Genomic DNA, 23,963 nt, shown 5'->3' on the forward strand with positions numbered 1-23,963 from the left:
TCAGTCGCGTACGAGGCGGGTCGCCTCCTCGATGCGCGCGCGGGCCTCGCAGAGGCGGTCTTCGGCGTCGCGCAGGAGGCTGTGGAGCTGCCCTGCCTCGCTCTCGGCCGGCTGTGCGGTTTCAGCCAGCAGGCCGTGCAGAAACAGCCGCACGCAATAGCGCGTATGGCGTTCCACGGATGCCATTTCCATGCGCATGCCCCAGGCAGCATTGCTTGCAGTGCCGCCGACGACGATGCTGAGGAAAGCCTGCGCCGCATTCTCTGCCTCCGGGAAATCGCCCTTGTTGTTGCCGAGCCGGCGCCGGAACAGGTCCGCGAGATACTGCAGTGTCGGCTCGGTGCCGCGCCGCACGTTTTCGAGCGAGATTTCCGGCATCGTGACGGACTCGGAATTCGTGAGGCGCAAGAGCCGAAGACCGGCGGGCCCCAACACATTGCTGACGAGGATTTCGCCGATGCGCATCAGGCTGGCTTCGAAATCCTCGCCCTCCTGCTCGCGCAAACGGTCAATCGGCACGATCCATTCGTCGATCGCGCGGCTGAGCGCGGCCTTGAACAGCGCCTCCTTGTCGCCATAGCGCGAATAGACGGTCCGCTTGGCCATCCCGGCCGCCGCGCAGATGGCGTCTATGCTCGTCCCTGCGAAGCCCTTTTCGAGAAACAGATCCAGCGCCTTGTCGAGCAGTTCCTCATTGCTAAGCGACGGACGCCCAGGCTTCCTCTTTACCTTCGGCATTCCGGCCGGCTCGATTTCCGCCACTCGCACGTCCTTCTTGTTTGCCGGGCATCCCCCAGTCGTGTCACCCTATCGCGTCCTCGCACCTGCGGCAAATCAATATAAAACGCATAAGGTTTCAAAATACGCTTAAAGTGCAAAATACCCTCGTGACGACGCATCGAATCAGTGTTATTGAAACGTCATAGGTAACAATCAGGTGAGAGCGGACAGAAGATCCCGCCACCTGCCCGGGAGTGGAGACACATGGCGATACCATCCGTCGATTTGACACCCAGGATCGGATCGGAACTCAAGCTGGACAAGGCCGCACTGCTGAGCGGCGATCTTTCCGGCGAAATCCGCAAGCTGCTGGTTGATCGCGGTGCGATCGTCGTGCGCAGCCTGCACCTCAACGATGCAGAACTGCGGACCGTCGCGCGCACCCTGGGAGACCTGCGCATCGGCGGCGTGAAGCGCGGCGCGGACGGCAAGACGCTCAACGAAGGCGACGAAGGCATCCTCAAGGTCAGCCTCGATCCGAAAGTGAACCCGGACTACGCGCGCTTCCTGTTCGGAAATCATCTCTGGCACATGGACGGCACCTACGAGGAAGTGCCGCCCTTCGCGACGCTGTTCACCCCCTATCGCCTTTCCGAACACGGCGGCGACACGATGTTCACCAGCACGTATGCGGCCTATGAAGACCTGCCGGACGAAGAGCAGTCCTGGCTTGAAACGCTGCGCGTCGTGCACACGATGCAGGCAGCGCTGTTCCCCGCAAAGCGCGACTGCACGCCCGAGGAATTCGCCCTCTGGTGCAGCTACCCCCAACGCTCGCATCCGCTCGTCTGGCAGCACAAGTCGGGCCGCAAGTCGCTCGTCCTGAGCACCTCGGGCGCCTACGTCGAAGGCATGCACCCGGCCGAGAGCCACGACCTGCTGCAACGGCTGATGATCCACGCGACGCAGGAAAAGTACGTCTATCGCCACAAGTGGCAACTGGGCGACCTAGCGATCTGGGACAACACCGGCGCCATGCACCGCGCCATGCCCTTCGAGGCGGGCAGCAAACGCGAATTCCACCGCTGCACACTCAACGGCGAGGAACCGGTGACGGCACCGGGCGAGATGGCGGAAGCAGCGGCCTGAAGCTGCCCCAACGAGACAAACCGAAGTTCAAGGAGAGAGATCGATGAAGGTAGGCGTACACCTGGGATACCAGAACCTTCGCGGCGAAAGCGACATGGAGTTCTTCCGGCGCGAAACGCAATTGATGGTCGAGGCGGAAGCCATGGGCTTCGATTTCGCGGCATGCGTGGAGCATCACTTCACCGACTACGCGGCCTGCCCCGACCCGGTTCAGGCGCTGAGCTACGTAGCGGCGAAGACCAAGACCATCAAGCTGATGCCTGCCGCGATCATCCTGCCGTGGAACGATCCGCTGCGCGTGGTCGAGAAGATGGCCATGCTCGACAGCCTGAGCGAAGGCCGCGCCGTCCTGGGCATGGGCCGCGGCGCCGCCCGCCGCGAGTTCAAGTCCTTCGGACGCGATCTGGCCGACAGCCGCGAGATCTTCGACGAAGCCGCGATGATCATCCTCGACGGTCTGGAGACCGGGGTCGTCAAGGCAGACGGCAAGTGGTTCCAGATTCCCGAAACCGAAATCCGACCGCGCCCCGAAGGCTGGAGCCGCGATCGCGCGGTCATGGTCTCCATGTCGCCGTCTTCCGCCGAAGTGGCGGCGGACTACGGCCTGAAGGCCCTGCGCTTCAGCCAGGGCGACTGGTCCAAGGCGCTGCCGGAGATCAACAACTACCGCGACACCTTCAAAGCGAAGCACGGCAAGGCCGCACCGCCCTTCGTCATCTCGGACTTCATGGTCTGCTTCGACGACAAGGACAAGGTAACCGAATATACCGACAAGTACTTCGCCGCGCAGTTCCTGCAGGTCGCGAACCACTATGAGTTCATGTCGGACCACTTCAAGTCGCTGCCGAGCTATGCCACCTACGCCTACATGGGCGAGGCAGCCGAGGCCCGCGGCGGTGCGCACAACGCCTACAAGGACTACATCGGCGGAAACCTCATCGGCACGCCCGAGGAGCTTTACGAGAAGCACCTGCAGCGCAAGGCGATGGTGGGCGACTACGAGATTATCGCCAATTTCTCGTTCGGCGGCATGCCTTACGAGGATGTGTACGAGCAGATGAAGACCTTTGCCGACAAGGTCATGCCGAAACTCAAGGAGGAGGAGCCTGTCATGGCATAAGCTTGCCATGCCCTGCGGGGCAAAAGGCAAAGCCATGATACGATCCCGGGTGCCGCACGCATCCGGGATCGATGTGCAAGAACCGGGAGAAGGGTAGAGAATGACTGACATCACAGGACGCACCGCCGTCGTTACCGGAGGCGGCAACGGCATCGGCATGGGAATGGCAAAGGAGCTGGCACGTCAGGGCGCGAAAGTCGCCGTGGCCGACATCATTCCCGAGAACGCGGAAAAGGTCGCCGCCGCCATTCGCGACGCCGGCGGCGAGGCCATGGCTGTGACCTGCGACGTCTGCGAACGCGGCTCGATCGACGCCATGAAGAACGCCGTACACGAGACGTTCGGACCGGTGACCCTACTCTTCGCCAATGCGGGCGCGACGTCGTTTGAACCGCTGATGGAAATGAGCGACTACGATGTAGACTGGATCCTGCAGGTCAATCTGCACGGCGTGATGAACACCACACGCGCCTTCCTGCCCGACATGATCGCGGCGAAGGGCGGCCATGTCTGCGCCACCGCTTCGATGGCCGGGCTGCTGCCGGGCTGGATTCCCGTGCACGCCCCCTACTCCGCCGCCAAGGCCGGGATCATCGGACTGATGATGAACCTCGGCCTCGAACTGGCCGAGCACAACATATTCACCACCAGCTACTGTCCGGGCGGCGTTGCCACGGGTATGAAAGATAACAACGCCCGCTATCGCCCGGCGCGTTTCGGCGGCCCGGGCGAAGCGGAACTGCACGTCAGCGATGCCTCGACCAACGCGAAGTCGATGGCCTTCTATTCCCCGGACGCGGTGGCGCCGATGGTGCTCGATGCCGTCCGGAACAATCGACAGTTCGTCTTCGATCATCCCGAGCAGCGCGCCGAGTTCAGGCGTACCTATTCGGGAATTGTCGAGGCATGTTATGATGCGGCAGACGACTGGCATGCCCAGCACGGCACTCCGGAAGCCAATCCCGAAGGTGCAAGGCTGGTGACGACCTGACGAGGCCCCAACCGGCCCGCAAGTTTGAGGAGAGAGACCATGGCGAAGCTCAATGTCCGCCCGCTGATCGAAGGACGTAATTTCGGCGTCCGCATTAGCGGCATCACGCGCGAACAGACCAACGATCCCGAAGTGCGCCAGCAGGTCAACGACCTGTTCGAACGTCACGGCATGATCGTGTTCGAAGATGTCGAGCCCTCGGGCAAGATGCAGATCGCCCTCTCCGATATCTTCGGCCCGCTCAAGGATCACCCGAGCAAGGCGGTCCCCCGCGTCGATCAGGACGCGATGCCCGGCGTCATAGACATGACCTGTCCGCCCTGGCCCGAAGGTCGCATCCATGTCGACGGCCAAGAAGTCACGCAGTGGCTGCCCTGGCACTTCGACCATGCCTACAACAACGAGCTGAACCGCGCCGGCGTGCTGCGCGCCATCGACATTCCGCCCGAGGACGGGCTGACGGGCTTCGTCGACGGAATCGAGCTCTACGATGCGATCTCGCCCGAGCTGCGCGAGAAGATCGAGGGGCACAACATCCTCTATCGCATGAACGTGATCATGAAGGACTTCCACTTCGGCGCGCCCGACGACTACCGCTGCATCGCCGAGAACCCCACGGCGGATTCGGTGATGGAAGCGGCCAAGGACGTGCCCCGCTCGGTCCATCCGGCAGTCTGGACCCGCGACACGGGCGAAAAGGTGCTCCACGTCTCGCCATGGATGGCCGAGGGGATCGAGAACGACGAGACTCCCGAAGGCAATGCCCTGCTCGATGCCGTCAGCCATGACATCTTCGACCGCGCCAAGGAGCTGTCCTACTGGCATCACTGGAAGCCGACCGACATGCTGATCTGGGACAACTGGCGAGTGCTCCACGCGGTGAGCGGCCATCATCCGCAGTACCAGCGCCGGATGCAGCGCACGACGATCAAGGGCGACTACGGTCTCGGCTACTTCGAGGGGGGCGCCTCGAACGACAACAAGATCCTCGAGCGCACGTACTGATCGCGTGATCCTGGTAGTGGCGACCGTGCGCCTGAACCCGGGGCGCGCGGCCGATTACGAAACGGCAGTGACGGAGATCATGCCGCGGGTGCGCGAGGCAAACCCGGGCATTCTCTTCTACCATGCCGCCAGGAGCCGCGATGAGGCGGACACCTACCGGGTGATCGAAGCCTATGCCGATCAGGACGCCATGGACCAGCACATCGGCAGCGAAAGCCTGCAGCAATCGCTGGCTGGGCTCATGCCGATGATCGCGGACATCGACATCCGCATCCACGACAAGGTGGCCTGATCGCTCAGGCCTGCCCGGTTTCAGTGGAAAGCAGCGCGGGATCGATACCCTCAGCCCGCCAGGTCGCCATCCAGCGGGCTTCCACCGGCGTGTCGAACAGGATCTCGGGATGCCCTTCGGCGGCATACCAGCCGTGATGGCGCATTTCGCCTTCGAGCTGCCCGGCGCCCCAACCGGCATAGCCTAGCGCCATCAGCCAGTGGCGCGGCCCTCGTCCTTCGGCAATGGCGCGCAGCACATCCATCGATGCGGAAAGCGCACAGAGCGGTTGCACCTCGACAGTGTCGGCCCCGCCCCAATCGGTCGAATGCAGGATGAAACCGCGCCCCGGCTCGACCGGACCGCCGTGCATGACCGGACAATCGGGCGCGACGCCAGGATCGATTTCCAGCTCTTCAAGGACTTCGTGGAAGGTCACGCCTTCGCGGACATGGCCGATGCCAATGCCGAGCGCGCCATGCTCGTCGTGCACGCACATGACATTGACCGAGCGCTCGAAGCGCGGATCGAACATGCCGGGCATGGCCAGCAGGATTCGTCCGGAAAGGTATTGCTCCGCTGTCACCCTACCGAATGTAGGCGCTCGCGCGGCAAGCACAAGGCGATGTTACCGCTCAACGGGACAGGGCACTTTTCCCACGCGGCAGGGCCTCCTATGCAGGGTGCGACCAAAGGAGAGACCGACCCGTGAGCCTGCTTTTCGAGCTTCCCGAAACGCCCAGCATTCCTGTCCTCGGCACGGAGGCCCGCTTCCCGGTACGGCGCATCTTCTGCGTGGGCCGCAATTACGAGGCCCACGCCCGCGAGATGGGCAGCGCGGTCGACCGCGAGGCACCGATCTGGTTCACGAAGGCATCGGCTGCGGTGTGTCCAAGCGGCGCGACGATCCCTTATCCTCCCGGCACCAGCAATTGCCACTACGAGATGGAACTGGTCGTCGCGATCGGCGCTTCCGGCTTTCGCGTCTCAACGGACGACGCCATGGAGCTGGTGTTCGGCTATGCCAGCGGCCTCGATATGACCCGGCGCGATCTCCAGAACATCGCCAAGGACAAGAGCTGCCCCTGGGATACCGGCAAGGACTTCGAAAACGCCGCCGTCATGGCGGCGATCACGCCTGCGGCCGATTTCGGGACCGTTGCCAAACAGCGCATCACCCTCTCCCAGAACGGCACCCTCAAGCAGAACGCGACCCTGGCCGAACTGATCTGGTCGCTGCCCGAGCTGATCGCCGATCTCTCGCGCATGTATCACCTCACGCCCGGCGATCTCATTTATACGGGTACGCCAGCGGGCGTTGGGGCAGTCGCGCCCGGTGACGAACTGGAAGGTGCGGTCGAAGGCCTGGAGCCGGTTCGCCTGACCATCGGCCCGGCGGAGTAACCCCACGATGCGGGCAGCGATCTATCCGGGCGGCGGCAAACCGATCACCATCGAAACGCTGGCCGATCCCGAACCGGGCCCCGGCGAAGTGCTGCTGCGTGTCGAACGCTGCGGCATCTGCGGAACCGACGTCTCGATGACCAAAGGCCAGACCTGGGACTACGCGCCCGGCCAGTTCGGCCACGAATATGCCGGAGAGGTCGTCGCGCTCGGCAAGGGCGTGGAGCGACTGAAAGTGGGCGCCCGTGCAGCGGTGATACCGGCCCTCGGCTGCGGACACTGTCCCGCCTGCGACGCCGGCGACAATCCGATCATCTGCGCCAGCCCGCATGCCGCGCTAGGCGGATTTTCCGAATATGTCGCCATTCCCGAAGCGGTGGCCTTCCCGCTGCCGGAGACCCTGTCGGTGAGCGACGGCGCGCTGATCGAGCCGCTGGCTGTCGGCCTCTACAGTATGCGCAGGTCGGGACTGGCAAAGGGCGAAACCGTGCTGGTGCTCGGTGGCGGGACAGTGGCGCTCTATGCCATCTACTGGGCCCGGCGCATGGGCGCGCGCCGGATCGTTGCCGCCTCCCGGTCCAACCGCCGCCGCGACTTGTGCCTGCAGATGGGCGCCGATGCTTTCGTCACCTTCGGCGACGATGAAATGGCCGAAGCGATGGATGCGCTGGGTGGTCTTCCCGATGTGGTGATCGAGGCTGTTGGCGTGGAAGGCATGCTCGACAAGGCCGTGCTCCATGCACGGCCCTATGGCCGGGTCATCTCGCTGGGCTTCTGCACGCATCCCGACCCGGTGCTGCCGGCGATGGCCTCGTACAAGTGCGTCACCGTGCAGTTCCTCGTCGGCTATACGCCGGAGGAATTCCGCTACATCGCCGACGAATTCGACAAGGGGCACGTCGATCCGGCCACGATCCTGACGCGCACCGTCCCCCTCGACGCACTGCCGGCAGTGATGGCCGAATTGCGCGGTCCGAACGAGGACACCAAGGTCCACGTCAGCCTGCCGGGCTGAGCCCCAGAACAGACACCGGCCCTCCTTGGCGGGGGAGAGCCGGTGCTCCGAAGCCGCCGGAGGACGGTCCGGATTCCGTCCCGGTCAGTAGTTGTAGGTCAACTGGATCGCGACTGTGCGCGGCATTGCCGGTGTCCCGATGATATCCGCCAGCGGGACGCAGCCTGTAGGCGTGCCGATGGAGGTGCAACTCACTCCGTCCGTACCCTTGGCACCGCCTGTGCCGGTACGGTCGATGCCGTTGATCAGGTTACGCTTGTTGGTGAGGTTGCGCCCGATCACCGCCAGCTCCCACTTCCGGTCCGGCGTGAACAGGCGGAACGTCGCATCGAGCTTGGCAAAGGCATCCTGAACGGCGAGCGGCTGCAATTGCGTGCCGACGTTGTACTTGCTCGAATAGCTGGCATCGGCCGACAGGCTCATCATCAGCGACTCGCCAAGGCCGAACTCGTAGTAGCCGCCAAGCTGTCCGGTAAAGACCGGCGCCTTGCGCAGACGCCGTCCCGAAAGGTCCTGCGCCGTATAGCGCATCAGCACTGCGTCGTACTGCTGGTTGCAGCCGAGCGAGACGGTCTGGCCCGCGTAGCAATCGGCCAGATAGTCGCGGAACTTGGAATCGTTGAAAGCCGCCGCCGCATGCAGGCTCAGCCCGGGCACGGCGAAGGGGCTGAAGCTCGTTTCCATTTCGATGCCGCGGATCCGCGCCTTGGCCGCATTCTGCAGACGGAAAGCGCGGCTGGTCGTATCGAACACCGAAACCTGCAGGCCCGAATAATCGTACCAGTAGCCGGTGAGGTTGAACGTAACCTGCCGGTCGGCAAACCGCGACTTCAGGCCCACTTCGAACCCGCTCACTTCCTCGGGATCGAAGCTCTGCCCGCGTGTGGGATCGGCGGCGATGGCACCATTGGTGAACCCGGCGTCGAAGCCGCCCGACTTGAAGCCCTCCTTGTAGGAGGCGAAGAGCATGACGTCGTCACTCGGCTTGTAGTTGATCGTCAGCTCGGGCGAGAAGTCGTTGAAGGTCAGCTTCGTCGATGGATAGCGCGGATCGGTCGTCACATCGAAGGGCGTGCCGCCATAGGGTGTGACGGTGAAATCGAGCAGCTTCTTTGTTTCGTGCGTGTAGCGCCCGCCCGCCGTGATCTGAATTTGATCGGTGGGATTGAACAGGAGCTGACCGAAGGCAGAGGTCGACTTCTGATTCTGGTTGGTGGATTCGGTAGGCAGCGGGAAGTTGATGACCGGCACCGCGATGAAGGTCAGCGTGTAGAGCTTGCGATCCTCGTAGAAGCCGCCGAGCACGAAATCGAACATGCCGCCGAAGTCGGAGGCAAGCCGCAGTTCCTGCGAATACTGGTCGTTGGTGAAGCGCACGGCAAAGCCGTTGTTGCTCGTCGGACCATAGCCGCCGTTGGACGTCAGCGCTTCCCGGACGCCGTAGTACCCCGAGACACTGGTCAACGTCAGCGCATCGGTCATGTCCCAGTCGATCTGGCCGCTGACCAGATACTGCTTGTTCACGCGGCCACCGTAGGGCCCGTAGAACAAGGGGCTGAGCGCCAGGAACGATGGATCGAGCTGCGAAGTATAGACCGTGCCGTCGTTTTCGCAGTTGCTGGCATCCTCATACGGGCGCTGCGCCGAGCCGTAAGGGCAGGCCACGATGTCCGAGAAGAACGAGGAGCCGCCAACGATCTCGGTGTCGGTGTACGTCCCCTTGAGCCGGATCTTGAGCCTCTCGGTCGGATCGATGGCCACCGTTCCGCGCACGAAGATCTCGTCCTGCTTGGGGAAGCGGTGCAGCTCGGTGGGAATTACCCCGGGCGGCGGCGAACTGGTGCCCGGCGCATTGGGAGTGACCAGCCGGATATAGCCCTTCTGCTTTGACCAGTGCGTGGCGAGGCGTACGCCGATACTGTCGGTCAGCGGCGCGGAGGCGGTGATGTCGACGTACTTGTCGCGCGCCTTGAACTCATAGCCGGTGCGCACCATCAACTCGGAGGTGTCGCCCGGGTCCGCCGTAATGATCGAGATAATGCCGCCGGGGCTGTTCTTGCCGAAGAACAGCGACTGCGGGCCGCGCAGGATCTCGATCTGCTGAAGATCCATCTGCGCGGCACGCAGGATCTGCGCGCTCGAAATCGGCACGCCGTCGACGTTGACCGAAACGGCCTGGTCGATGAACGCCATCGATTCACCCGAACCGATGCCGCGCAGCGAGATCGACCCGCCCATAGCGCCGGAGGACTCGCCCGTGAGCAGGCCCGGCGTGAACTGGGCAATCGAATCGATGCCGGTCACACCGTAGCGATCGAGCAGGGTGTCGCTGAGCACGGTCATGGGCACCGGCGTGTCCTGCGCCGTTTCCACACGGCGGCGCGCCGTCACGATGATGTCGCCCCCGTAGACGTCGTTTTGCCCTGCCCTCTCATCTGTCGATGCGTTCTGCGCCAGCGCGGGTGCCGCGGGCAGTACAACTGCCAGTGCGGTGCAGGCGCACAGCCATGCCTTCGATGCCTTCATCACTTCCCTCCTCCATGTTTCTCAGGCCCACGCGAGGCGGAAAGCTTCACGTGGCGCCGGGAGGAGGATGCCCATCCATGCACTGGTTCTTTGGTCTTTGATCCTCTTCCCGCGACTTTTCTAATTTTCTTTCGCACGAATATCAACACGTGTATCATTCTTACTGAACATATGTTCATCATGTTCAGTGGCGCAATCCGCCCGGATGTTACAAAATCTGGCGCTTGTATGGTTTGAGCGGTTGCTTATGGAGGCGCGATGAGAATGTCGCGCTCGGTTTCCGCCCTTCCCGTCTCCACCTTTGCCCTTCTTTCCTGCCTCCTCGCTTCGCCGGCTGTGGCCGACGAAAGCGCCGATGCGGAAGCGATTGTCGTTACCGGGCACGGGCTGGCAGAAGGTCCGGCCGAGCCGGCCTACGACGTGACGGTGCTCGACCGCGAACAGATCACTTCGAGCGCTTCGGGCCGGATCGAGGATGTCCTGACTTCGGTTGCGGGCTTCCAGCAATTCCGGCGTTCCGACAGCCGCTCCTCGAACCCGACGGCCCAAGGCGTGACCTTGCGCGCTCTAGGCGGCAATGCATCAAGCCGCGCCCTCGTCCTGCTCGACGGCGTACCGGTGGGGAACCCCTTCTTCGGCCACATTCCGCTTTCGGCCCTCAATCCCCAGCGGCTGTCATCCATCCGCGTGACGCGCGGCGGCGGCATGGGCGCTTTCGGGACCGGCGCGGTTTCCGGAACCATCGACCTTACGAGCGCCGGCCCCGACGAGATCGGCTCGCTGCAGGCCTCGGCACTGGTGGGCCAGCGCGGCGAGACCCAGGTTTCGGCCACCACCGCGCCGCGCCTCGGTGACGGGTTCGTGATGGCCAGCGTGCAGTGGGACAGGGGCAAGGGCTTCTGGACGACGCCGCGCGACGAGCGCGTCCCGGCTTCAGCCCGGGCAGCGTACGATAGCTGGTCGACGGCCCTGCGCGCCGTCGCGCCGCTAACCGATACCGTCGAGGTTCAGGCATCGGGCCTCGCCTACGACGATAACCGCACGCTGCGCTTCGAAGGCGCCGACTCCTCTAGTTCGGGCCAGCAGGCCAGCCTGCGCCTAGTGGGGCGCGGCGATTGGCAGTTCGACATTCTGGGGTATGCGCAGGCGCAGAACTTCTCGAACGTCGTCATAAGCTCGTCCCGCTTCAAGAAGGTGCTCGATCAGGCGAAGACGCCGACGCTGGCTGTCGGAGGCAAGGCCGAAGTGCGCCCACCCGTGGGGGATGCGCACGTCCTGCGGCTCGGCGCCGATCTGCGCGTAACCGAGGGACATCTGGTCGAATTGCCCTACTCCACGGTGAGCGGCCAGCCGACCGCCTTCCGCCGCGCCGGGGGCGACCAGTCCGACTTCGGTCTCTATGCCGAGGACGACTGGACCATGGGATCGTTCGTCCTTACTGCCGGTGTCCGCGCCGACCGCTGGACCATCCGCAACGGTTTCTATCGCGAACTCGACGCAACCGGCGCCGTGGCCGAAAACACGACTTTCGCCGACCGCTCGGACTGGAGCGTAAACGCCAGGAGCGGTGTGGTCTGGAATGCCAGCAATCTGCTGTCGCTGCGCGCTGCCGCGTACACCGGCATTCGCCTGCCGACGCTCAATGAACTCTACCGCCCCTTCGTGGTCTTCCCTGTGGTGACCCAGGCCAATGCCGCGTTGAAACCCGAGCGGCTGCGCGGCTACGAGGCCGGGATCGAAGTCCATCCTTCGGACGCCGTCTCGCTTTCGCTTACCGCCTTCGACAACAAGCTGAAGGACGCGGTGGCCAACGTCACGCTCGATACGAACCTGCGCCAGCGCCAGAATGTCGATGCCATCCGCGCACGCGGACTGGAAGCCTCGGCCAATGCCTCGCTGGGGGAAGTGAGTTTCAACGGTTCGCTGGCCTGGACCGACTCGAAGATGGACGCGAGCGGCACGCAGGCCGCGCTCGACGGCAAGCGCCCGCCGCAGGTGCCCAAGCTCGCCGCCAGCGCGACCCTCGCCTGGGCTCCGCGTCCGGGCTGGCGGCTCGCCGCCACGGTGCGTCATGTCGGCAAGCAGTACGAAGACGATCAGGAAACCGACGTCCTGCCCGCAGTAACCACGCTCGATGCCTATGCGCTTGTACCGCTCGGCGGCACCTTCTCGCTGATCCTGCGCGGGGAGAACCTGACCGACGAAACTATTGTGACGCGCAATCAGGCCGGCTCGATGGACTACGGCCTGCCGCGCACCCTCTGGGCCGGCATTCAGGTCGGTCTATAAGCCCTCTGGCAGTTCGCGAAACGAAGGCCTAAGAACCGGGCAATGTCGCGCCTTACCGTCAACGACCGCCCGGTCGAATTCGATATGGACCCGCAGACGCCCCTGCTCTGGGCGCTGCGCGACGCTGCCAATCTGACGGGAACGAAGTTCGGCTGCGGCGTCGGCGACTGCGGTGCCTGCATGGTCATGGTGGACGGCACCGCGCTGCGATCCTGCCTCATCACCCTGGCCGAATGCGAAGGCCGCTTCGTCGTCACAATCGAAGGGCTTTCGCGCGACCGCTCGCATCCGGTGCAGCAGGCGCTTGTCGCCGAGCAAGCTATCCAGTGCGGCTTCTGTACGCCGGGCATCGCCATCAGTGCCGCCGCCTTGCTGGCGCGCAATTCCAATCCTGGCGAGACGCAGATCCTCGAAGCCATTCCCAACCTCTGCCGCTGCGGCGTCTATCCCCGGCTGGTCCGCGCGATCCAGCGCGCAGGCGCCGTGCAGCGCCGCGAGGACACGATCAGCGCCGCCCCTGCCCCCGGTATCACCCGCGAGGACGCGGCGAAAGCCGTCCCGGCCCTTGCCCCGGCAACGCAGCCTTCACCGGCGCCGGCCCCAGAGCCCGCCCCCACAGGACAATAAGGAGACGATCATGAAAGCCACGATCTGGCACAATCCGAAGTGCGGCACCTCGCGCAAGACGCTGGCCATCCTCGAAGAAACCCCCGGCGTGGACGTGGAAGTCGTCGAGTATCTCAAGACGCCGCCGAGCGCCGAGAAGCTCGCGCAACTCTACAAGGATGCCGGCATCACCCCGCAGCAGGGCCTGCGCATGAAGGGCACCGATGCCGCCGATCGCGGGCTGCCGGAAGCAGACGACGCCACCGTTCTCGCCGCGATGGCCGCCGAACCGATTCTCATCGAACGCCCCCTCGTGGAGACCGACAAGGGCGCGCGGCTCTGCCGGCCGCAAGATAAGGTTCAGGAAATTCTGTGACAGTCCGATAGTTTATACGGACAGCCTGTCCCACCCACCTTGCAATGCGGAAGCTAATCTGCCACCGCACTGCTCATTCGTTACCCGGTAACAGTGCGAGAGCTTCCGCCAGCATGAATAGTACAGAGCTTGCCCGAGAGGCGCTGCCCCAGAGGATCAAGCGGAAGATTAAGCAAGGGTTGGGACCTTGGGGCGTCTTCTTCGAGGGCTTCCTGCGCAACCCGGTGATGGTTGGCTCGATCGTACCGTCCTCGCGCTTCACCATCAATCGCATGCTGTCGCGCGTGGACTGGGACAACTGCAAGCTTTTCGTCGAATACGGCCCGGGTGTCGGCACGTTCTGCCGCCCCGTGCTCAACCGCATGCGCCGTGACGGCATGCTGCTGGTGATCGACACGAACCCGCAGTTCATCGAGTATCTGCGCCGCACCATCAAGGACAGCCGCTTCGTGGCGGTTCACGGTTCAGCTGCGGACGTCGAGGATATCGTGCGCGCGCACGGCCATGAAAAGGCCGACTACGTGCTGTCCGGCCTGCCGTTTTCGACGCTGCCCGATGGCGTCGGTCCGGCCATCGCCGCGGCCACGCATCGGGTGATCCGCAAGGGCGGCGCTTTCCTCGTCTACCAGTTCACCCCCAAGGCCCGCTCTTACATGGCCAAGCACTTCAAGCGCATCGACAACGGTCTGGAGCCGCTGAACGTGCCGCCGTGCTTCATGTGGTGGGGCTGGAAAGACGAAGAGAACGAAGACGCCGCCGCTGCCTGAGCAGCGCGGCGCCTCAACTCTCTCCCTTATTCGAAGGTTTCCGAGATCGTCTCCGGCGACGGGCCGGCCAACTGCCTATGCGTGAAGGCCAGTACGGCGATGAAGATCACGCTGGTTACCGCGCTGATCACACCTGAAATCACGCCGGTGTAGAACGTCAACGCGTCTCCCTGCCCGAGAATCAGCGCCACTGGCCCGACCAGCACGACCGTCGTCATGAAGGCGACAGCGATATAGCCGATCGTCAGCAGCACGAAGAAGCCGAAGAGCCGCAGGCTGTTGTGGCGCGTCAGCTGCCATGAACGGACCATCGCCGCGACAGGGTTCCTTAGCCCTTCGTTGACGACGACGGGGACGACCAACGAAAGCTTGATCGAGGCATAGACCACCGCGATGATCAGGGCCACGGCGACGATTGCCGATGCCACGCTAGTGCCCAGAATGATGCCGAACAGGCCGCCCAGCACCAACCCGAAGACCATCGACGCCAGAAGCGTTGCCGCCATTGTCAGCACGAATATGCCGATCATCGTGGGCAGTGCGCGCAGGGCGACGACGATCGCTTCGCCCACCGTGGGCCGTCCGCGATCGCTGAGCAGCGTCATGACCGTCAGGTATCCGATCACCTGAACCAGCATGCCGCCAAGGCCGAAGATCAGGAAGAGCCCCAGATTGGCGGAAAAGATGCTTTCCACCGTCTCGGGCTTGTTCATGGCTTCGAGGATCTGCGTCTGCACATCGGTGAGGAACACCGTCGACAGCAGGGTCGGCAGCAGGAAGAACACGCCGGCAACCGCAAGCAGGACCTGCCGGTTGGCGCGAACGGCTGCCATCGCATCGAGCCAGGCCCCGTTACTGTCGAACTTCATCACAAACTCCCGATCGTCCTGACGCGCAGGCTGTCTAAAGGCACTTGATAACCGCAGGGAATGACGCCACGCAACGCGCCATGACGATTCCCGCGAAACAATCCAGTGAATTGCAGGAAGCCAGCGAGCAGACGCTGCCCGGCGATATCGAACTGCGTATCTCGCCAAGCCCCGTACCCTATCGCGAGGCGCTGGATGAGATGGTCGCACGCAATGCCGCTATTGCCGCGGGCGAAGCGCGGGAACTGATCTGGCTGCTCGAGCATCCGCCGGTCTATACCGCCGGCACCAGCGCCGCTTCGGCCGAACTGCTCGATCCGCGCTTCGAAGTCGTCGAAGCCGGGCGGGGCGGGCGCTATACCTATCACGGCCCCGGTCAACGGGTGTGCTACGTGCTGCTCGACCTCAAGAAGCGCGCCCGCGACGCGCGTGGTTTCGTCCATGGCCTGGAAGGCTGGGTGATCGACACCTTGCGCGACTTCGGCGTGGAGAGCTTCCGGCGTGATGGCCGCATCGGTATCTGGACCACCGACGTCGATGGACAGGAAGCCAAGATCGGCGCCATCGGCGTGCGCATCCGCAAGTGGGTGACGATGCACGGCTTCGCCGTGAACATCCGGCCGGACCTGTCGCACTTTGCGGGCATCGTTCCTTGCGGTATCGAGGAGTTCGGCGTGACAAGCCTCGATCGCCTGGGCCGCGAGATCGATTTCGCGACCTGGGACAAGGCGCTGCTCGCACGTGCGGACGGCTTCCTCGCTTCGCTGGAACGTCCGTGCCCTCAACCCTCTCCTCCGGAGACCGCCTGAATGAAAGCCCATACCGCCCTTCCCGTCGCGATGGCCGCCGTTCTGGCGCTCGCGGGCTGCAAGAAGGACAAGGCGCCGGAACAGGCTGATGCCGCCGGGGGCGAGATCCTCCCGCGTTCGGTCAGCGACGACATGCCGCCCTACGATACCGTGCGTTCGCAAGCTCCGCTCGCAAATCCCGAGGAAGGCGGCAGCGGAGACGTGACGAAGCCTGCCACCGCGCAGGAGGAAGAGGCTGCTACAGAAGAAGCCGCGCCCGAGCCGCAGGAAGACAGCGAAGCAGCAGCTACGCCGGACGCAGAATAGCGCCGCCGGTGCGCCCATGGCCGGCGTCCGTCTCATAGGCCGCCAGTTCCAGCGTCCTTTCTGCCATGGCCAGATGCGAACGATCCACCGTTCGGCCTCCAAACGGCAGGGACGAGGCATGCGGCATGCTTTCGAAGGCCGCCATTATGGCCCGTGCATCCTCCACTTCGTCATCGCTGGGCGTGAAGGCCTCTTTGATGGTCGCCACTTGTGATGCGTCGGTAGCGAACATGCCGGCAAACCCGTCGCGGCGCGCCTGATTGGCGGCGCGGACCAGTCCGGCCATGTCTTCCGGATCGGACAAGGGCGCATCGATGGCGACGATTGTCGCGGCATGTGCCGTCAGCAGCGTCTGCGCCCGCACGAACCCGCAGCTATCGGTCCACGATCCGTCTTCGCGCGTCGCACCTATGGCGCCGAGCGCGGCGGCAAGACCGTTGGCGTTCCAGCTCAGCGCGCACAGGCGCTGGTGCGCCGTTCCGAGATAATCGGCGATCCGCAGTGCGGAAATCGGGGTTTCTCCGACAACAGGCATGATCCGCGTCGAATTGGCAGGAAGGCGGTGGCGCTGCTCCAGTTCATAGATGTCGCTGGCAAGGTGCCGGACGGCTTCCGGACCGGCCGATTTGGGCAGGATGATCCCATCGGGCGCCGCGGGCATCACCGCCGCGAGATCGCTTTGCGCATGACCGGAATCGAGCGAATTGATACGCACCCAGCGGCTCATCTGCCGGTGTTCAAGAAGGTTGGTGCGGTGCACGGCCAGCCATTCGGCGCCGAGCGCCCGGGCCTGCGCCTTGCTCTCGTACGGAACGCTATCTTCGAGATCGACCACCACGGCATCGGCACCGCTGCCGAAGGCAGAGCCAAGTGCGTCCTCGTTATTACCGGGTACGATCAGCCAGGAGCGGAATTTCATCGCCAGCCCGCCTTGCCTTCTTCACTACGTGCCGGAAAGCTAGCGACCGGACGTTAAGAAAGTCTGGAGATATCGGCCGGGCTCCCGGATTTCCTAAAGCGCCTTGTCGTAGATCGCGTATTCGCGGTTCACCTTGCTCTCAATGGCATCGGCAATCGCGACCATGCCCTGATTGTCCTCGAGCACCCAGCCGATCTCGCCTCGCTTCGCGCCGAACTTGGCCGTCGCTGCACGGCGGATGTACTCGATCATCATAAAAGCGAGCTGGCTGGCGAGCCGCGACGACTGCAGCTTCTTGCGCACGCCCATCAACGGCACGCGCATGTCGGCATTGCGCGGCTTGCGCAGCCACAACAACAATTTGAGCAGCCCGAAGATCGACGGCTTCCCGTTCCGCCCGTTGAGCCGCATTTGCGGCTTGTTGAGATCGGGCAGCGTCATCATGAAAGCGACCGGCTCGCCTTCGTATTCGGCAATGCGAATCAGTTCGGGATGGACCAGCGGCTTCAGGGCCTTGCCGACGTACGCGATTTCCTCGTCGGTGAAAGGTACAAAGCCCCAGTTTTCCGCCCAGGCATCGTTGAGAATGTCGCAGATGATCGCGGCATCACGGTCGAAATGCTTCAACTCGGCGTTGCGAATCCGGATCTTCGCGTTCTTCTCGCCTGACGTGATGATACGCTGGATAAGCGGCGGATATTCCCTGGTCACGTCCAGATCGTAGGTCCGCAGCGTCTTCACGCGGTCGTAGCCTGCGCCTTCGATCCAGGCCTGATAGGCGGCGTTGTGATGCGCCATCATCACCATCGGCGGATGATCGTGGCCATAGACTTGAAGACCTGGCTCTTCCCAGACGGAAAGGTTCATCGGCGCCAGAACGCGCGTCATGCCCTGCTCGCGCAGCCACGCTTCCGCCGTGCTGATCAGCGCCTTGGCCGTTTCCTCGTCTTCCGCCTCGATAGCGCCCCAATTGCCGGTACCGGGCCCCATGCCCTGCTCGGCAGGCTGTTTCAGCGCCAGTTCATCGATATGCGCCGATATGCGGCCGACGATCCGACCACCACCCCGCCGGGCCAGAAACAGCTGGCAGCGGGCATGTTCGAAAAAGGGGTTCTTACCGGGTGTGAACTTGGAGATCTCTTCCGAACGCAGGTTGGGCACCCAGTTTTGATCTGCCGCATTGAGCCGGTATGCGCAGTCCACGAAAGCGGCGCGGTCGGCCTTGCTGGAAACGGGCGTGATGACTAGTTCGGAGTTGGCCACGATGCTGCCTTTGTTCGATATTATGGGGCGCTTGGAAACGCGAAGTGCGGCGCCATACCGCATCTTGTCAAGCAAGAGCGGACGTACCATTTCCACACCCCTGCCCCGGGCGTTGCCGTACCCGGACGTTTTTTGGAATTTGAAAGCATGATTGCCCAGGACCTAGCGCAAGAGCCCCGGCCTTCCCCGAAGCCCGACGCCTCTGGAAAGGTGGCCGGAACGTGGCACTCGCAGATCCCCGACGACAAGGAGATGCTGCGCGCGGCGGTCGAGCTGACGCGCGACATCTCGACGGCGCGCCCGGCAATCTACTGGCCGGACATGCTGGCTTCCGCTGCGCTGGGCTATGCTGCGCTGGCCGGCGCGATCCTGCTCGACAACACCTTCGCTGCCGTCGCCTGCGGTCTGCTGGCCTCGCTCGCGCTCTATCGGGCGCTGCTGTTCATCCATGAGCTGACGCACATCCACAAGGAGGCGCTGCCCGGGTTCCGGTTCGCCTGGAACCTGCTCGTCGGCATTCCGATGCTGATCCCCTCGTTCATGTACGAGGGCGTGCATACGCAGCACCATGCCCGTACGCGTTACGGCACGATCGAGGACCCGGAGTACATGCCGCTCGCGCTGATGAAGCCGTGGAGCCTGCCCGTCTTCGCCCTCACCGCGATCCTCTTGCCGATTGCCCTGCTCATCCGGTCGGCCGTGTTGGTGCCACTCGGCGTGGCGATCCCGCCGCTGCGCCAGCTCGTCTGGGAGCGTGCCTCGGCGCTTTCGATCAACCCGCAATACCGCCGCCGCCGGCCGGAGGGTGAATTTGCCCGTATGGTCTTCTGGCAGGAACTGGGCTGTTCGGTCTGGGCGATCAGCGTGCTGACCGCGAGCTACCTCTATGGCTGGCGCCCGTTGCTCATCGCGCTGTGCGTCGTCTCGTTCACGGCTTTCCTCAATCAGGTCCGGACGCTCGTCGCGCACCTGTGGGAAAACGACGGTGAGGCGATGACGGTCACCGCGCAGTATCTCGATTCGGTCAACGTCCCGCCGCCCGCGCTGTTTTCACCGCTGTGGGCGCCTGTGGGCCTGCGTTATCACGCACTGCACCACCTGCTGCCGTCGATGCCCTATCACTCGCTCAACGAGTGCCACCGGCGTCTCTCGGCCCATCTCGGCGAAGACACGACTTACGCCCGCGCCAGCTACAAGGGCCTTGCGCCGCTTCTCCGGCGATTGGCGGGCAGCACGATGCGCGCGCGCTGAGGGGCTATTCCTCGGTCCTGACCAGCACCGTCTCGCCGATCAGGGCGAACAGCACGAAGGGTGCCCATGCCGCAACGAGCGGCGGGTAGCCGCCGAAGTTGCCCATCGCCAGCGCCGCATTGTCGAACACGAAGTAGGCAAAGCCCAGCGCCATGCCGATCACGGCACGGATGAGCAGCTGCCCCGAACGCGCGAGACCGAAAGCGGCGACCGCTCCGAGCAGCGGCATCAGCGTTGAGGACAGCGGGCCGGAAATCTTGTGCCACCAGGCCGCTTCGAGCGTGCTGGTGCGTTGCCCGGCCACCTTCATGGCCTTGATCGACCCGGCCAGCTTGAAGATGTTCTCCGAATCCGCATCGACCTTTGACAGCGTGACCTTGCTCGGCGTGATGCCCGGAGCAACCGTGGCCGAGGGTATCTCAGTCGTCCTCGTGCCCTCCACTTCGAACCGGACCGGGTTTTCCAGCGTCCAGCCGGGATTGGCGTAAGTCGCCCGCGGGCTGCGCAGCTGCTCGACGATCATGTCGTTGGCATCGCGCCGATAGAAGGTGACGCCCGTCATCACCATGTCCGCGCCCGTACCTGTCAGCGTCTTGGCCATCATCAGGTCGCGCCCGTCGGACAGGTAGAGATTACTTCGTACGCCGGAATCCCTGGGAAGCGGGCCATAGTCGACGGCATGCCAGGCATCGAGCGCCGCTGTGGCGCGCGTGACCACCCGCTCGTTGAAAGCGAAACTGATGGAGGAGATCGCGAAGGCCGCGAGCATCAGCGGCGCCAGCACCTGATGCGCCGAAAGTCCCGCGGCCTTCATCGAGATGACTTCGCTGTTCTGATTGAGCGTGGCGAGCGTGATGATCGTCGCCAGCAGCACCGAATAGGGCAGGAAGCGGGCGACGAGTTGCGGCACGCGCAGTGAAACGTAATAGAGCAGCTGCATCTGCCCGTTGCCCGAATAGGCAAGGATGTCGCCACTCTCACCCAGCAGGTCGAGCACCTGCAGCACCATCACCAGCATCAGCAGCACGGCCAGAATGCGGGTGATGAACAGGCGCGCGAGATAGAACGTCAGGGTGCGCGAGGGAAAGAATTCGAGCTGCATGTCAGGAATGGTCCGCCGGTTTGGGCAGCATGGGGCCACGGCGCTGGCGGCGCAGCAGCGACTTGAACCGCTTGGAAATACTGTCTGCCGCCTTCTCCAGCCATCCGATCGCCTGCCCGCCCGGCACATAGGCCACCCGCCAGTACATCCACAGGATGATCGCCGCGAACACGATGAAGGGCCCCCAAAGCCCCAGGATCGGATTGATGCGGCCAAGCGAGGCCACGTCGTTCGCGTACTGATTGACCTTGTGGTAGGCGACAATCATCACGATCGAAACGAACAGGCCCAGCGCCGACGTCGACCGTTTGGGCGGGATAGCCAGCGCCACTGCCAGCAACGGCAGCAGCAGCATCATCACCACTTCGACCATGCGATAGCTGAAATTCGCCTGGCTCGACACGCGGCCTTCCTGGGGCTGGTTGTCGTTCCAGCCAAGTTTCATGAGTTCGGGCAGCAGATACTCGCGCGCCGCGCCGCCGCGCTGGCGGAACTTCTCGATCTCGGGAAGGTCGATGGGCAGGTCGTGCCGGGTAAAGGCCAGCACACGCGAATCCTGCCCAGGTTCGTCCTGGATGATCTGGCCCTGCTCCAGCCGCAGGATGATGGTGTCGGGCGATCCCTTCAACGCAAGGAAACGGCCTTCGCGGGCCGAGATCGAGAGCACCTGCCCCTTGCTGTTGGCGACACGGGCGAAAATGCCCATCAGCCGCCGGCCATCGTCCTGGCTTTCATCGATGCGCAGCGCGATGCGGTCCTTGAGCGAGGTGAACTCACCGACCTTGATCGATGCACCCAGCGCGCCGGACTTCAGTTCGTAATTGAGCTGTTCGTAGGCGTAGCGCGCAAGCGGCTGCAGATAACCGACATTGGCGAAATTGATCGCCACCATCACCAGCGTGATCAGGTAGGGCACGCGCAGCATGCGGGTATAACTCAGCCCGACAGCGCGCATTACGTCGAGCTCACTGCTCGTGGCCAGCTTGCGGAAGGCCAGCAGGATACCGAGCATCAGCCCCAGCGGAATGGCGAGGCTGGCATATTCGGGCAGCATGTTGCCGAGCATCTTGAAGACGACGCCGACCGGCCCGCCTTCGGTCGCCACGAAGTCGAACAGGCGCAACATCTTGTCCAGAACCAGCAGCGACGCGGCGAGCAGAAAGATCGCGAGCATCGGCATCAGCACGAGCCGGAAGATATAACGATCAAGGGCGGTGAAGAATTTCACGTGTCTCGGCGACTACTCTGGAACTGGGCAAAGTCTGCCTTAACCGCATCCCGGCACCTGCGAAAGGGGTCTCAGCCCCCCAGCATCGGCACCAGCACCATGAGCAGCCCGATCAGGCTCACCAGAAAGATGATCGTGCGCAAACCCTTGATTCCGAGCAGGTAGACCGGGACGTAGGCGACACGCATCGCCAGCCACAGCCAGGCACCGACAACGGTGGTGTCGCTCGATCGTCCGGCCACCGCGACGCCGAGCATGGCAACGATGGCGACCGGAAAGGTCTCCATCATGTTGTCCTGCGCCCGCTTTGCGCGTGCGGGCACGGGCTCCAGCGGCGGCATCGGCTCGTCGCGCGCGCCGATGTTCCAGTCCGCCCCGTACTGCTTGGTCTTGAGGTGACCGGCCAGAAATATCTGGACGATCAGGAGGACAGCGCCCCACGCCAAGACGAGAATTTCCTGAGACATGGCACCGTTCCCCTTATCCTGAACCGACAAAGCCCGCAGCTCCGAAGCCACGGCAAACAAGCGTCAGATGCCTGCGGAAATCAGGCCTTTTCGAGGGTGCACTGCAGCGGATGCTGGTTCTGCCGGGCGAAATCCATCACCTGGTTCACCTTGGTCTCCGCGATTTCATAAGGAAAAATACCGCAGACGCCGACGCCCTTCTGATGAACATGAAGCATCACGCGGGTCGCCTGTTCCATGTCCATGTGAAAAAAGCGCTTGAGGACCAGCACCACGAATTCCATCGGAGTGTAGTCGTCGTTCAGCATCAGGACTTTGAACTGGCTGGGTTTCTTCGGCTTCGCACGCGTCTTCGTGGCGATACCGACCTGCTCGTCGCCGCCCGTGTCCTTGTCCGAATCGTTGTCATCCCCGGCATGCACGGGCCATGGGCGCGAGCGCTCGGAATCGGCGATAGAGGAAATCATAGGGTTCAGAATATCGTACCGGGGCACCTTTCTTCAAGATGCCCCGGACGAGAATATCGATTTGCAGCAGGTTCGGTCAGGCATTCGAGCCCGGCCGGTCAGGCTTTCGACCTCAAAGCGAGGCCGAACGCGCCTTTTCCATGGCAATGCTGACGCGGCCCGAAATCGGCGCCATCACGTCGCTGGCGAGCTTGAGCATGGCTTCGCTGTTCTTCGAACCGTAGGCCACGGCGCTGTCGAAGCTCTTGCGCATCATGTCGCCCTGGATCTTGAAGAAATCGGTCGGCGACTTGGCCGAAGCGAGTTCCTTGATGTCGCCGCTCATGGTTTCGAAAGCGCTGCGGCTTTCGGTGACGATTTCCGAGCCGAGCGACTGCATGCCTTCGGCGAGAATCTTGCTCGATTCCATTGCCGCCTCGACGTTGCCCTTGGCGAAATCGCCGGCTTCGCCGAACGCCTTGGTGCTCTTTTCAAAAACGTCCTTGGCCTTGGCCTGGGCTTCAGTCATCGCATCCTGGAAACCGGTGAAATTAGCGCTCATGTCCATTGTCGTATCCTCGAGCATGAAATTGGTGAAAAAATCTGCGAACGCGGGCTTGGAGGCGGTCTTTGCCGCCTTTGGGGTGGCTGCCTTGGGACCTTTGACAGACGTGTCCGCCTTCCCCTTCGTCCCGGCAACCTTGACAGCCGGTGTGGGCGCCGCAGCCTTCACCGGAACACTTTTCTTTGCCGGCTTCGCCGTCGCGGCCGGCTTGACCTTTGCCGCCGATTTGGCGGCAGGCTTCGATGCAGTCTTTGCCGCAGGCTTCGGCTTGGCCGCAGGCTTGCGCGCCGCGGGCTTTGCCTTCGCAGCCGCAGGGGCCGGCGTGGCCTCTGCTGCCTTGGGCTCTGCCGCCTCGACAGGTGCAGCTTTGGACTCAGGCTCTGTCTTAGCCTTGGCCTCGTCTGCGCCATCCTTCGACTTGATAGGCGTTGCCTCGACAGCGGCCTGATAGGCCTTGTCGGCTGAAGCTACGTCTTTCGGGTCTTCATTGTCGGCCATT

The 23,963-nt window shown here is 63.5% G+C and carries 25 protein-coding genes; 14 read left to right on the plus strand and 11 right to left on the minus strand.

Annotated elements, in window-relative coordinates; all coding sequences use genetic code 11:
* A complete protein-coding gene (locus IEX64_RS17750) occupies positions 1-762 on the minus strand; it encodes a TetR/AcrR family transcriptional regulator (RefSeq protein ID WP_229710545.1) in 762 nt (253 codons plus the stop codon).
* 222 nt (positions 763-984) lie between these two features.
* On the opposite strand from IEX64_RS17750, the gene IEX64_RS17755 reads away from it, so the two are divergent.
* From IEX64_RS17755 to IEX64_RS17775, 5 genes are all read left to right on the plus strand, one after another.
* On the plus strand, positions 985-1,869 hold the full coding sequence (locus IEX64_RS17755; RefSeq protein ID WP_188821725.1) for a TauD/TfdA dioxygenase family protein: 885 nt from the start codon (positions 985-987) through the stop codon (positions 1,867-1,869).
* A 43-nt stretch (positions 1,870-1,912) separates the two neighbouring features.
* The gene (locus IEX64_RS17760; protein WP_188821727.1) at positions 1,913-2,989 is read left to right on the plus strand and encodes an LLM class flavin-dependent oxidoreductase; all 1,077 of its coding nucleotides are present in this window, start codon (positions 1,913-1,915) and stop codon (positions 2,987-2,989) included.
* Between the two features lie 100 nt (positions 2,990-3,089).
* A complete protein-coding gene (locus IEX64_RS17765) occupies positions 3,090-3,980 on the plus strand; it encodes an SDR family NAD(P)-dependent oxidoreductase (protein WP_188821729.1) in 891 nt (296 codons plus the stop codon).
* A gap of 39 nt (positions 3,981-4,019) precedes the next feature.
* On the plus strand, positions 4,020-4,985 hold the full coding sequence (locus IEX64_RS17770) for a TauD/TfdA dioxygenase family protein (protein ID WP_188821732.1): 966 nt from the start codon (positions 4,020-4,022) through the stop codon (positions 4,983-4,985).
* Between the two features lie 4 nt (positions 4,986-4,989).
* The gene (locus tag IEX64_RS17775) at positions 4,990-5,277 is read left to right on the plus strand and encodes a putative quinol monooxygenase (RefSeq protein WP_188821734.1); all 288 of its coding nucleotides are present in this window, start codon (positions 4,990-4,992) and stop codon (positions 5,275-5,277) included.
* A 4-nt stretch (positions 5,278-5,281) separates the two neighbouring features.
* On the opposite strand, the gene IEX64_RS17780 is transcribed toward IEX64_RS17775, so the two are convergent.
* On the minus strand, positions 5,282-5,842 hold the full coding sequence (locus IEX64_RS17780) for a YqgE/AlgH family protein (RefSeq protein WP_373290164.1): 561 nt from the start codon (positions 5,840-5,842) through the stop codon (positions 5,282-5,284).
* Between the two features lie 122 nt (positions 5,843-5,964).
* Here IEX64_RS17780 and IEX64_RS17785 point away from each other — a divergent pair, with 122 nt between their 5' ends.
* Together IEX64_RS17785 and IEX64_RS17790 are read left to right on the plus strand one after the other, a co-directional pair.
* Positions 5,965-6,660 (plus strand): fumarylacetoacetate hydrolase family protein, encoded by a 696-nt coding sequence (locus tag IEX64_RS17785; protein ID WP_188821736.1) that lies wholly within the window; start codon positions 5,965-5,967, stop codon positions 6,658-6,660.
* Between the two features lie 7 nt (positions 6,661-6,667).
* Positions 6,668-7,675 (plus strand): alcohol dehydrogenase catalytic domain-containing protein, encoded by a 1,008-nt coding sequence (locus IEX64_RS17790; protein WP_188821738.1) that lies wholly within the window; start codon positions 6,668-6,670, stop codon positions 7,673-7,675.
* Positions 7,676-7,759: 84 nt separating this feature from the next.
* Here IEX64_RS17790 and IEX64_RS17795 read toward each other — a convergent pair whose 3' ends face one another.
* Positions 7,760-10,201, minus strand: a complete 2,442-nt coding sequence (locus IEX64_RS17795) for a TonB-dependent receptor (protein WP_188821740.1) — start codon at positions 10,199-10,201, stop codon at positions 7,760-7,762.
* Positions 10,202-10,465: 264 nt separating this feature from the next.
* Between IEX64_RS17795 and IEX64_RS17800 the strand changes: the two genes are divergently transcribed.
* From IEX64_RS17800 to IEX64_RS17815, 4 genes are all read left to right on the plus strand, one after another.
* The gene (locus IEX64_RS17800; protein ID WP_229710546.1) at positions 10,466-12,490 is read left to right on the plus strand and encodes a TonB-dependent receptor; all 2,025 of its coding nucleotides are present in this window, start codon (positions 10,466-10,468) and stop codon (positions 12,488-12,490) included.
* A gap of 42 nt (positions 12,491-12,532) precedes the next feature.
* On the plus strand, positions 12,533-13,117 hold the full coding sequence (locus IEX64_RS17805) for a (2Fe-2S)-binding protein (protein WP_188821744.1): 585 nt from the start codon (positions 12,533-12,535) through the stop codon (positions 13,115-13,117).
* A gap of 10 nt (positions 13,118-13,127) precedes the next feature.
* Positions 13,128-13,472, plus strand: a complete 345-nt coding sequence (arsC, locus tag IEX64_RS17810) for an arsenate reductase (glutaredoxin) (protein ID WP_188821746.1) — start codon at positions 13,128-13,130, stop codon at positions 13,470-13,472.
* A gap of 113 nt (positions 13,473-13,585) precedes the next feature.
* Entirely contained in the window at positions 13,586-14,239 is a 654-nt protein-coding gene (locus tag IEX64_RS17815) for a class I SAM-dependent methyltransferase (RefSeq protein WP_188821748.1), read from the plus strand.
* A gap of 26 nt (positions 14,240-14,265) precedes the next feature.
* On the opposite strand, the gene IEX64_RS17820 is transcribed toward IEX64_RS17815, so the two are convergent.
* Positions 14,266-15,108, minus strand: coding sequence for a lipoyltransferase (locus IEX64_RS17820; protein WP_188821750.1), 843 nt, complete (start codon positions 15,106-15,108; stop codon positions 14,266-14,268).
* 80 nt (positions 15,109-15,188) lie between these two features.
* Here IEX64_RS17820 and lipB point away from each other — a divergent pair, with 80 nt between their 5' ends.
* The gene (gene lipB / locus IEX64_RS17825; RefSeq protein WP_188821752.1) at positions 15,189-15,917 is read left to right on the plus strand and encodes a lipoyl(octanoyl) transferase LipB; all 729 of its coding nucleotides are present in this window, start codon (positions 15,189-15,191) and stop codon (positions 15,915-15,917) included.
* Positions 15,918-16,223, plus strand: coding sequence for a hypothetical protein (locus IEX64_RS17830; RefSeq protein ID WP_188821754.1), 306 nt, complete (start codon positions 15,918-15,920; stop codon positions 16,221-16,223). It abuts the gene before it with no gap.
* On the opposite strand, the gene IEX64_RS17835 is transcribed toward IEX64_RS17830, so the two are convergent.
* Together IEX64_RS17835 and IEX64_RS17840 are read right to left on the minus strand one after the other, a co-directional pair.
* Positions 16,204-17,142 carry an HpcH/HpaI aldolase/citrate lyase family protein gene (locus IEX64_RS17835; protein ID WP_188821756.1) on the minus strand — a complete coding sequence of 313 codons (939 nt, stop codon included), beginning with the start codon at positions 17,140-17,142 and terminating at the stop codon, positions 16,204-16,206. The two genes, IEX64_RS17830 and IEX64_RS17835, sit on opposite strands and share 20 nt — an antisense overlap.
* A 93-nt stretch (positions 17,143-17,235) precedes the next feature.
* Positions 17,236-18,405, minus strand: a complete 1,170-nt coding sequence (locus IEX64_RS17840) for an N-acetyltransferase (protein ID WP_188821758.1) — start codon at positions 18,403-18,405, stop codon at positions 17,236-17,238.
* Between the two features lie 147 nt (positions 18,406-18,552).
* On the opposite strand from IEX64_RS17840, the gene IEX64_RS17845 reads away from it, so the two are divergent.
* The gene (locus IEX64_RS17845; protein ID WP_188821760.1) at positions 18,553-19,656 is read left to right on the plus strand and encodes a fatty acid desaturase family protein; all 1,104 of its coding nucleotides are present in this window, start codon (positions 18,553-18,555) and stop codon (positions 19,654-19,656) included.
* A 4-nt stretch (positions 19,657-19,660) separates the two neighbouring features.
* On the opposite strand, the gene lptG is transcribed toward IEX64_RS17845, so the two are convergent.
* The 5 genes from lptG to IEX64_RS17870 form a co-directional block, all read right to left on the minus strand.
* A complete protein-coding gene (gene lptG, locus IEX64_RS17850) occupies positions 19,661-20,758 on the minus strand; it encodes an LPS export ABC transporter permease LptG (RefSeq protein ID WP_188821762.1) in 1,098 nt (365 codons plus the stop codon).
* 1 nt (position 20,759) lies between these two features.
* Positions 20,760-21,986: an LPS export ABC transporter permease LptF gene (lptF, locus tag IEX64_RS17855; RefSeq protein WP_188821764.1), complete on the minus strand. Its 1,227-nt coding sequence runs from the start codon at positions 21,984-21,986 to the stop codon at positions 20,760-20,762.
* A gap of 71 nt (positions 21,987-22,057) precedes the next feature.
* A complete protein-coding gene (locus IEX64_RS17860) occupies positions 22,058-22,453 on the minus strand; it encodes an MAPEG family protein (RefSeq protein WP_188821766.1) in 396 nt (131 codons plus the stop codon).
* 80 nt (positions 22,454-22,533) lie between these two features.
* Positions 22,534-22,920, minus strand: coding sequence for an ATP-dependent Clp protease adapter ClpS (gene clpS / locus IEX64_RS17865; RefSeq protein WP_229710547.1), 387 nt, complete (start codon positions 22,918-22,920; stop codon positions 22,534-22,536).
* Positions 22,921-23,032: 112 nt separating this feature from the next.
* Positions 23,033-23,962 carry a phasin family protein gene (locus tag IEX64_RS17870; RefSeq protein ID WP_188821768.1) on the minus strand — a complete coding sequence of 310 codons (930 nt, stop codon included), beginning with the start codon at positions 23,960-23,962 and terminating at the stop codon, positions 23,033-23,035.
* Between the last annotated feature and the right edge of the window lies 1 nt (position 23,963).

It is taken from the genome of Novosphingobium indicum, from assembly GCF_014645195.1.
GTDB classification, from domain to species: domain Bacteria; phylum Pseudomonadota; class Alphaproteobacteria; order Sphingomonadales; family Sphingomonadaceae; genus Novosphingobium; species Novosphingobium indicum.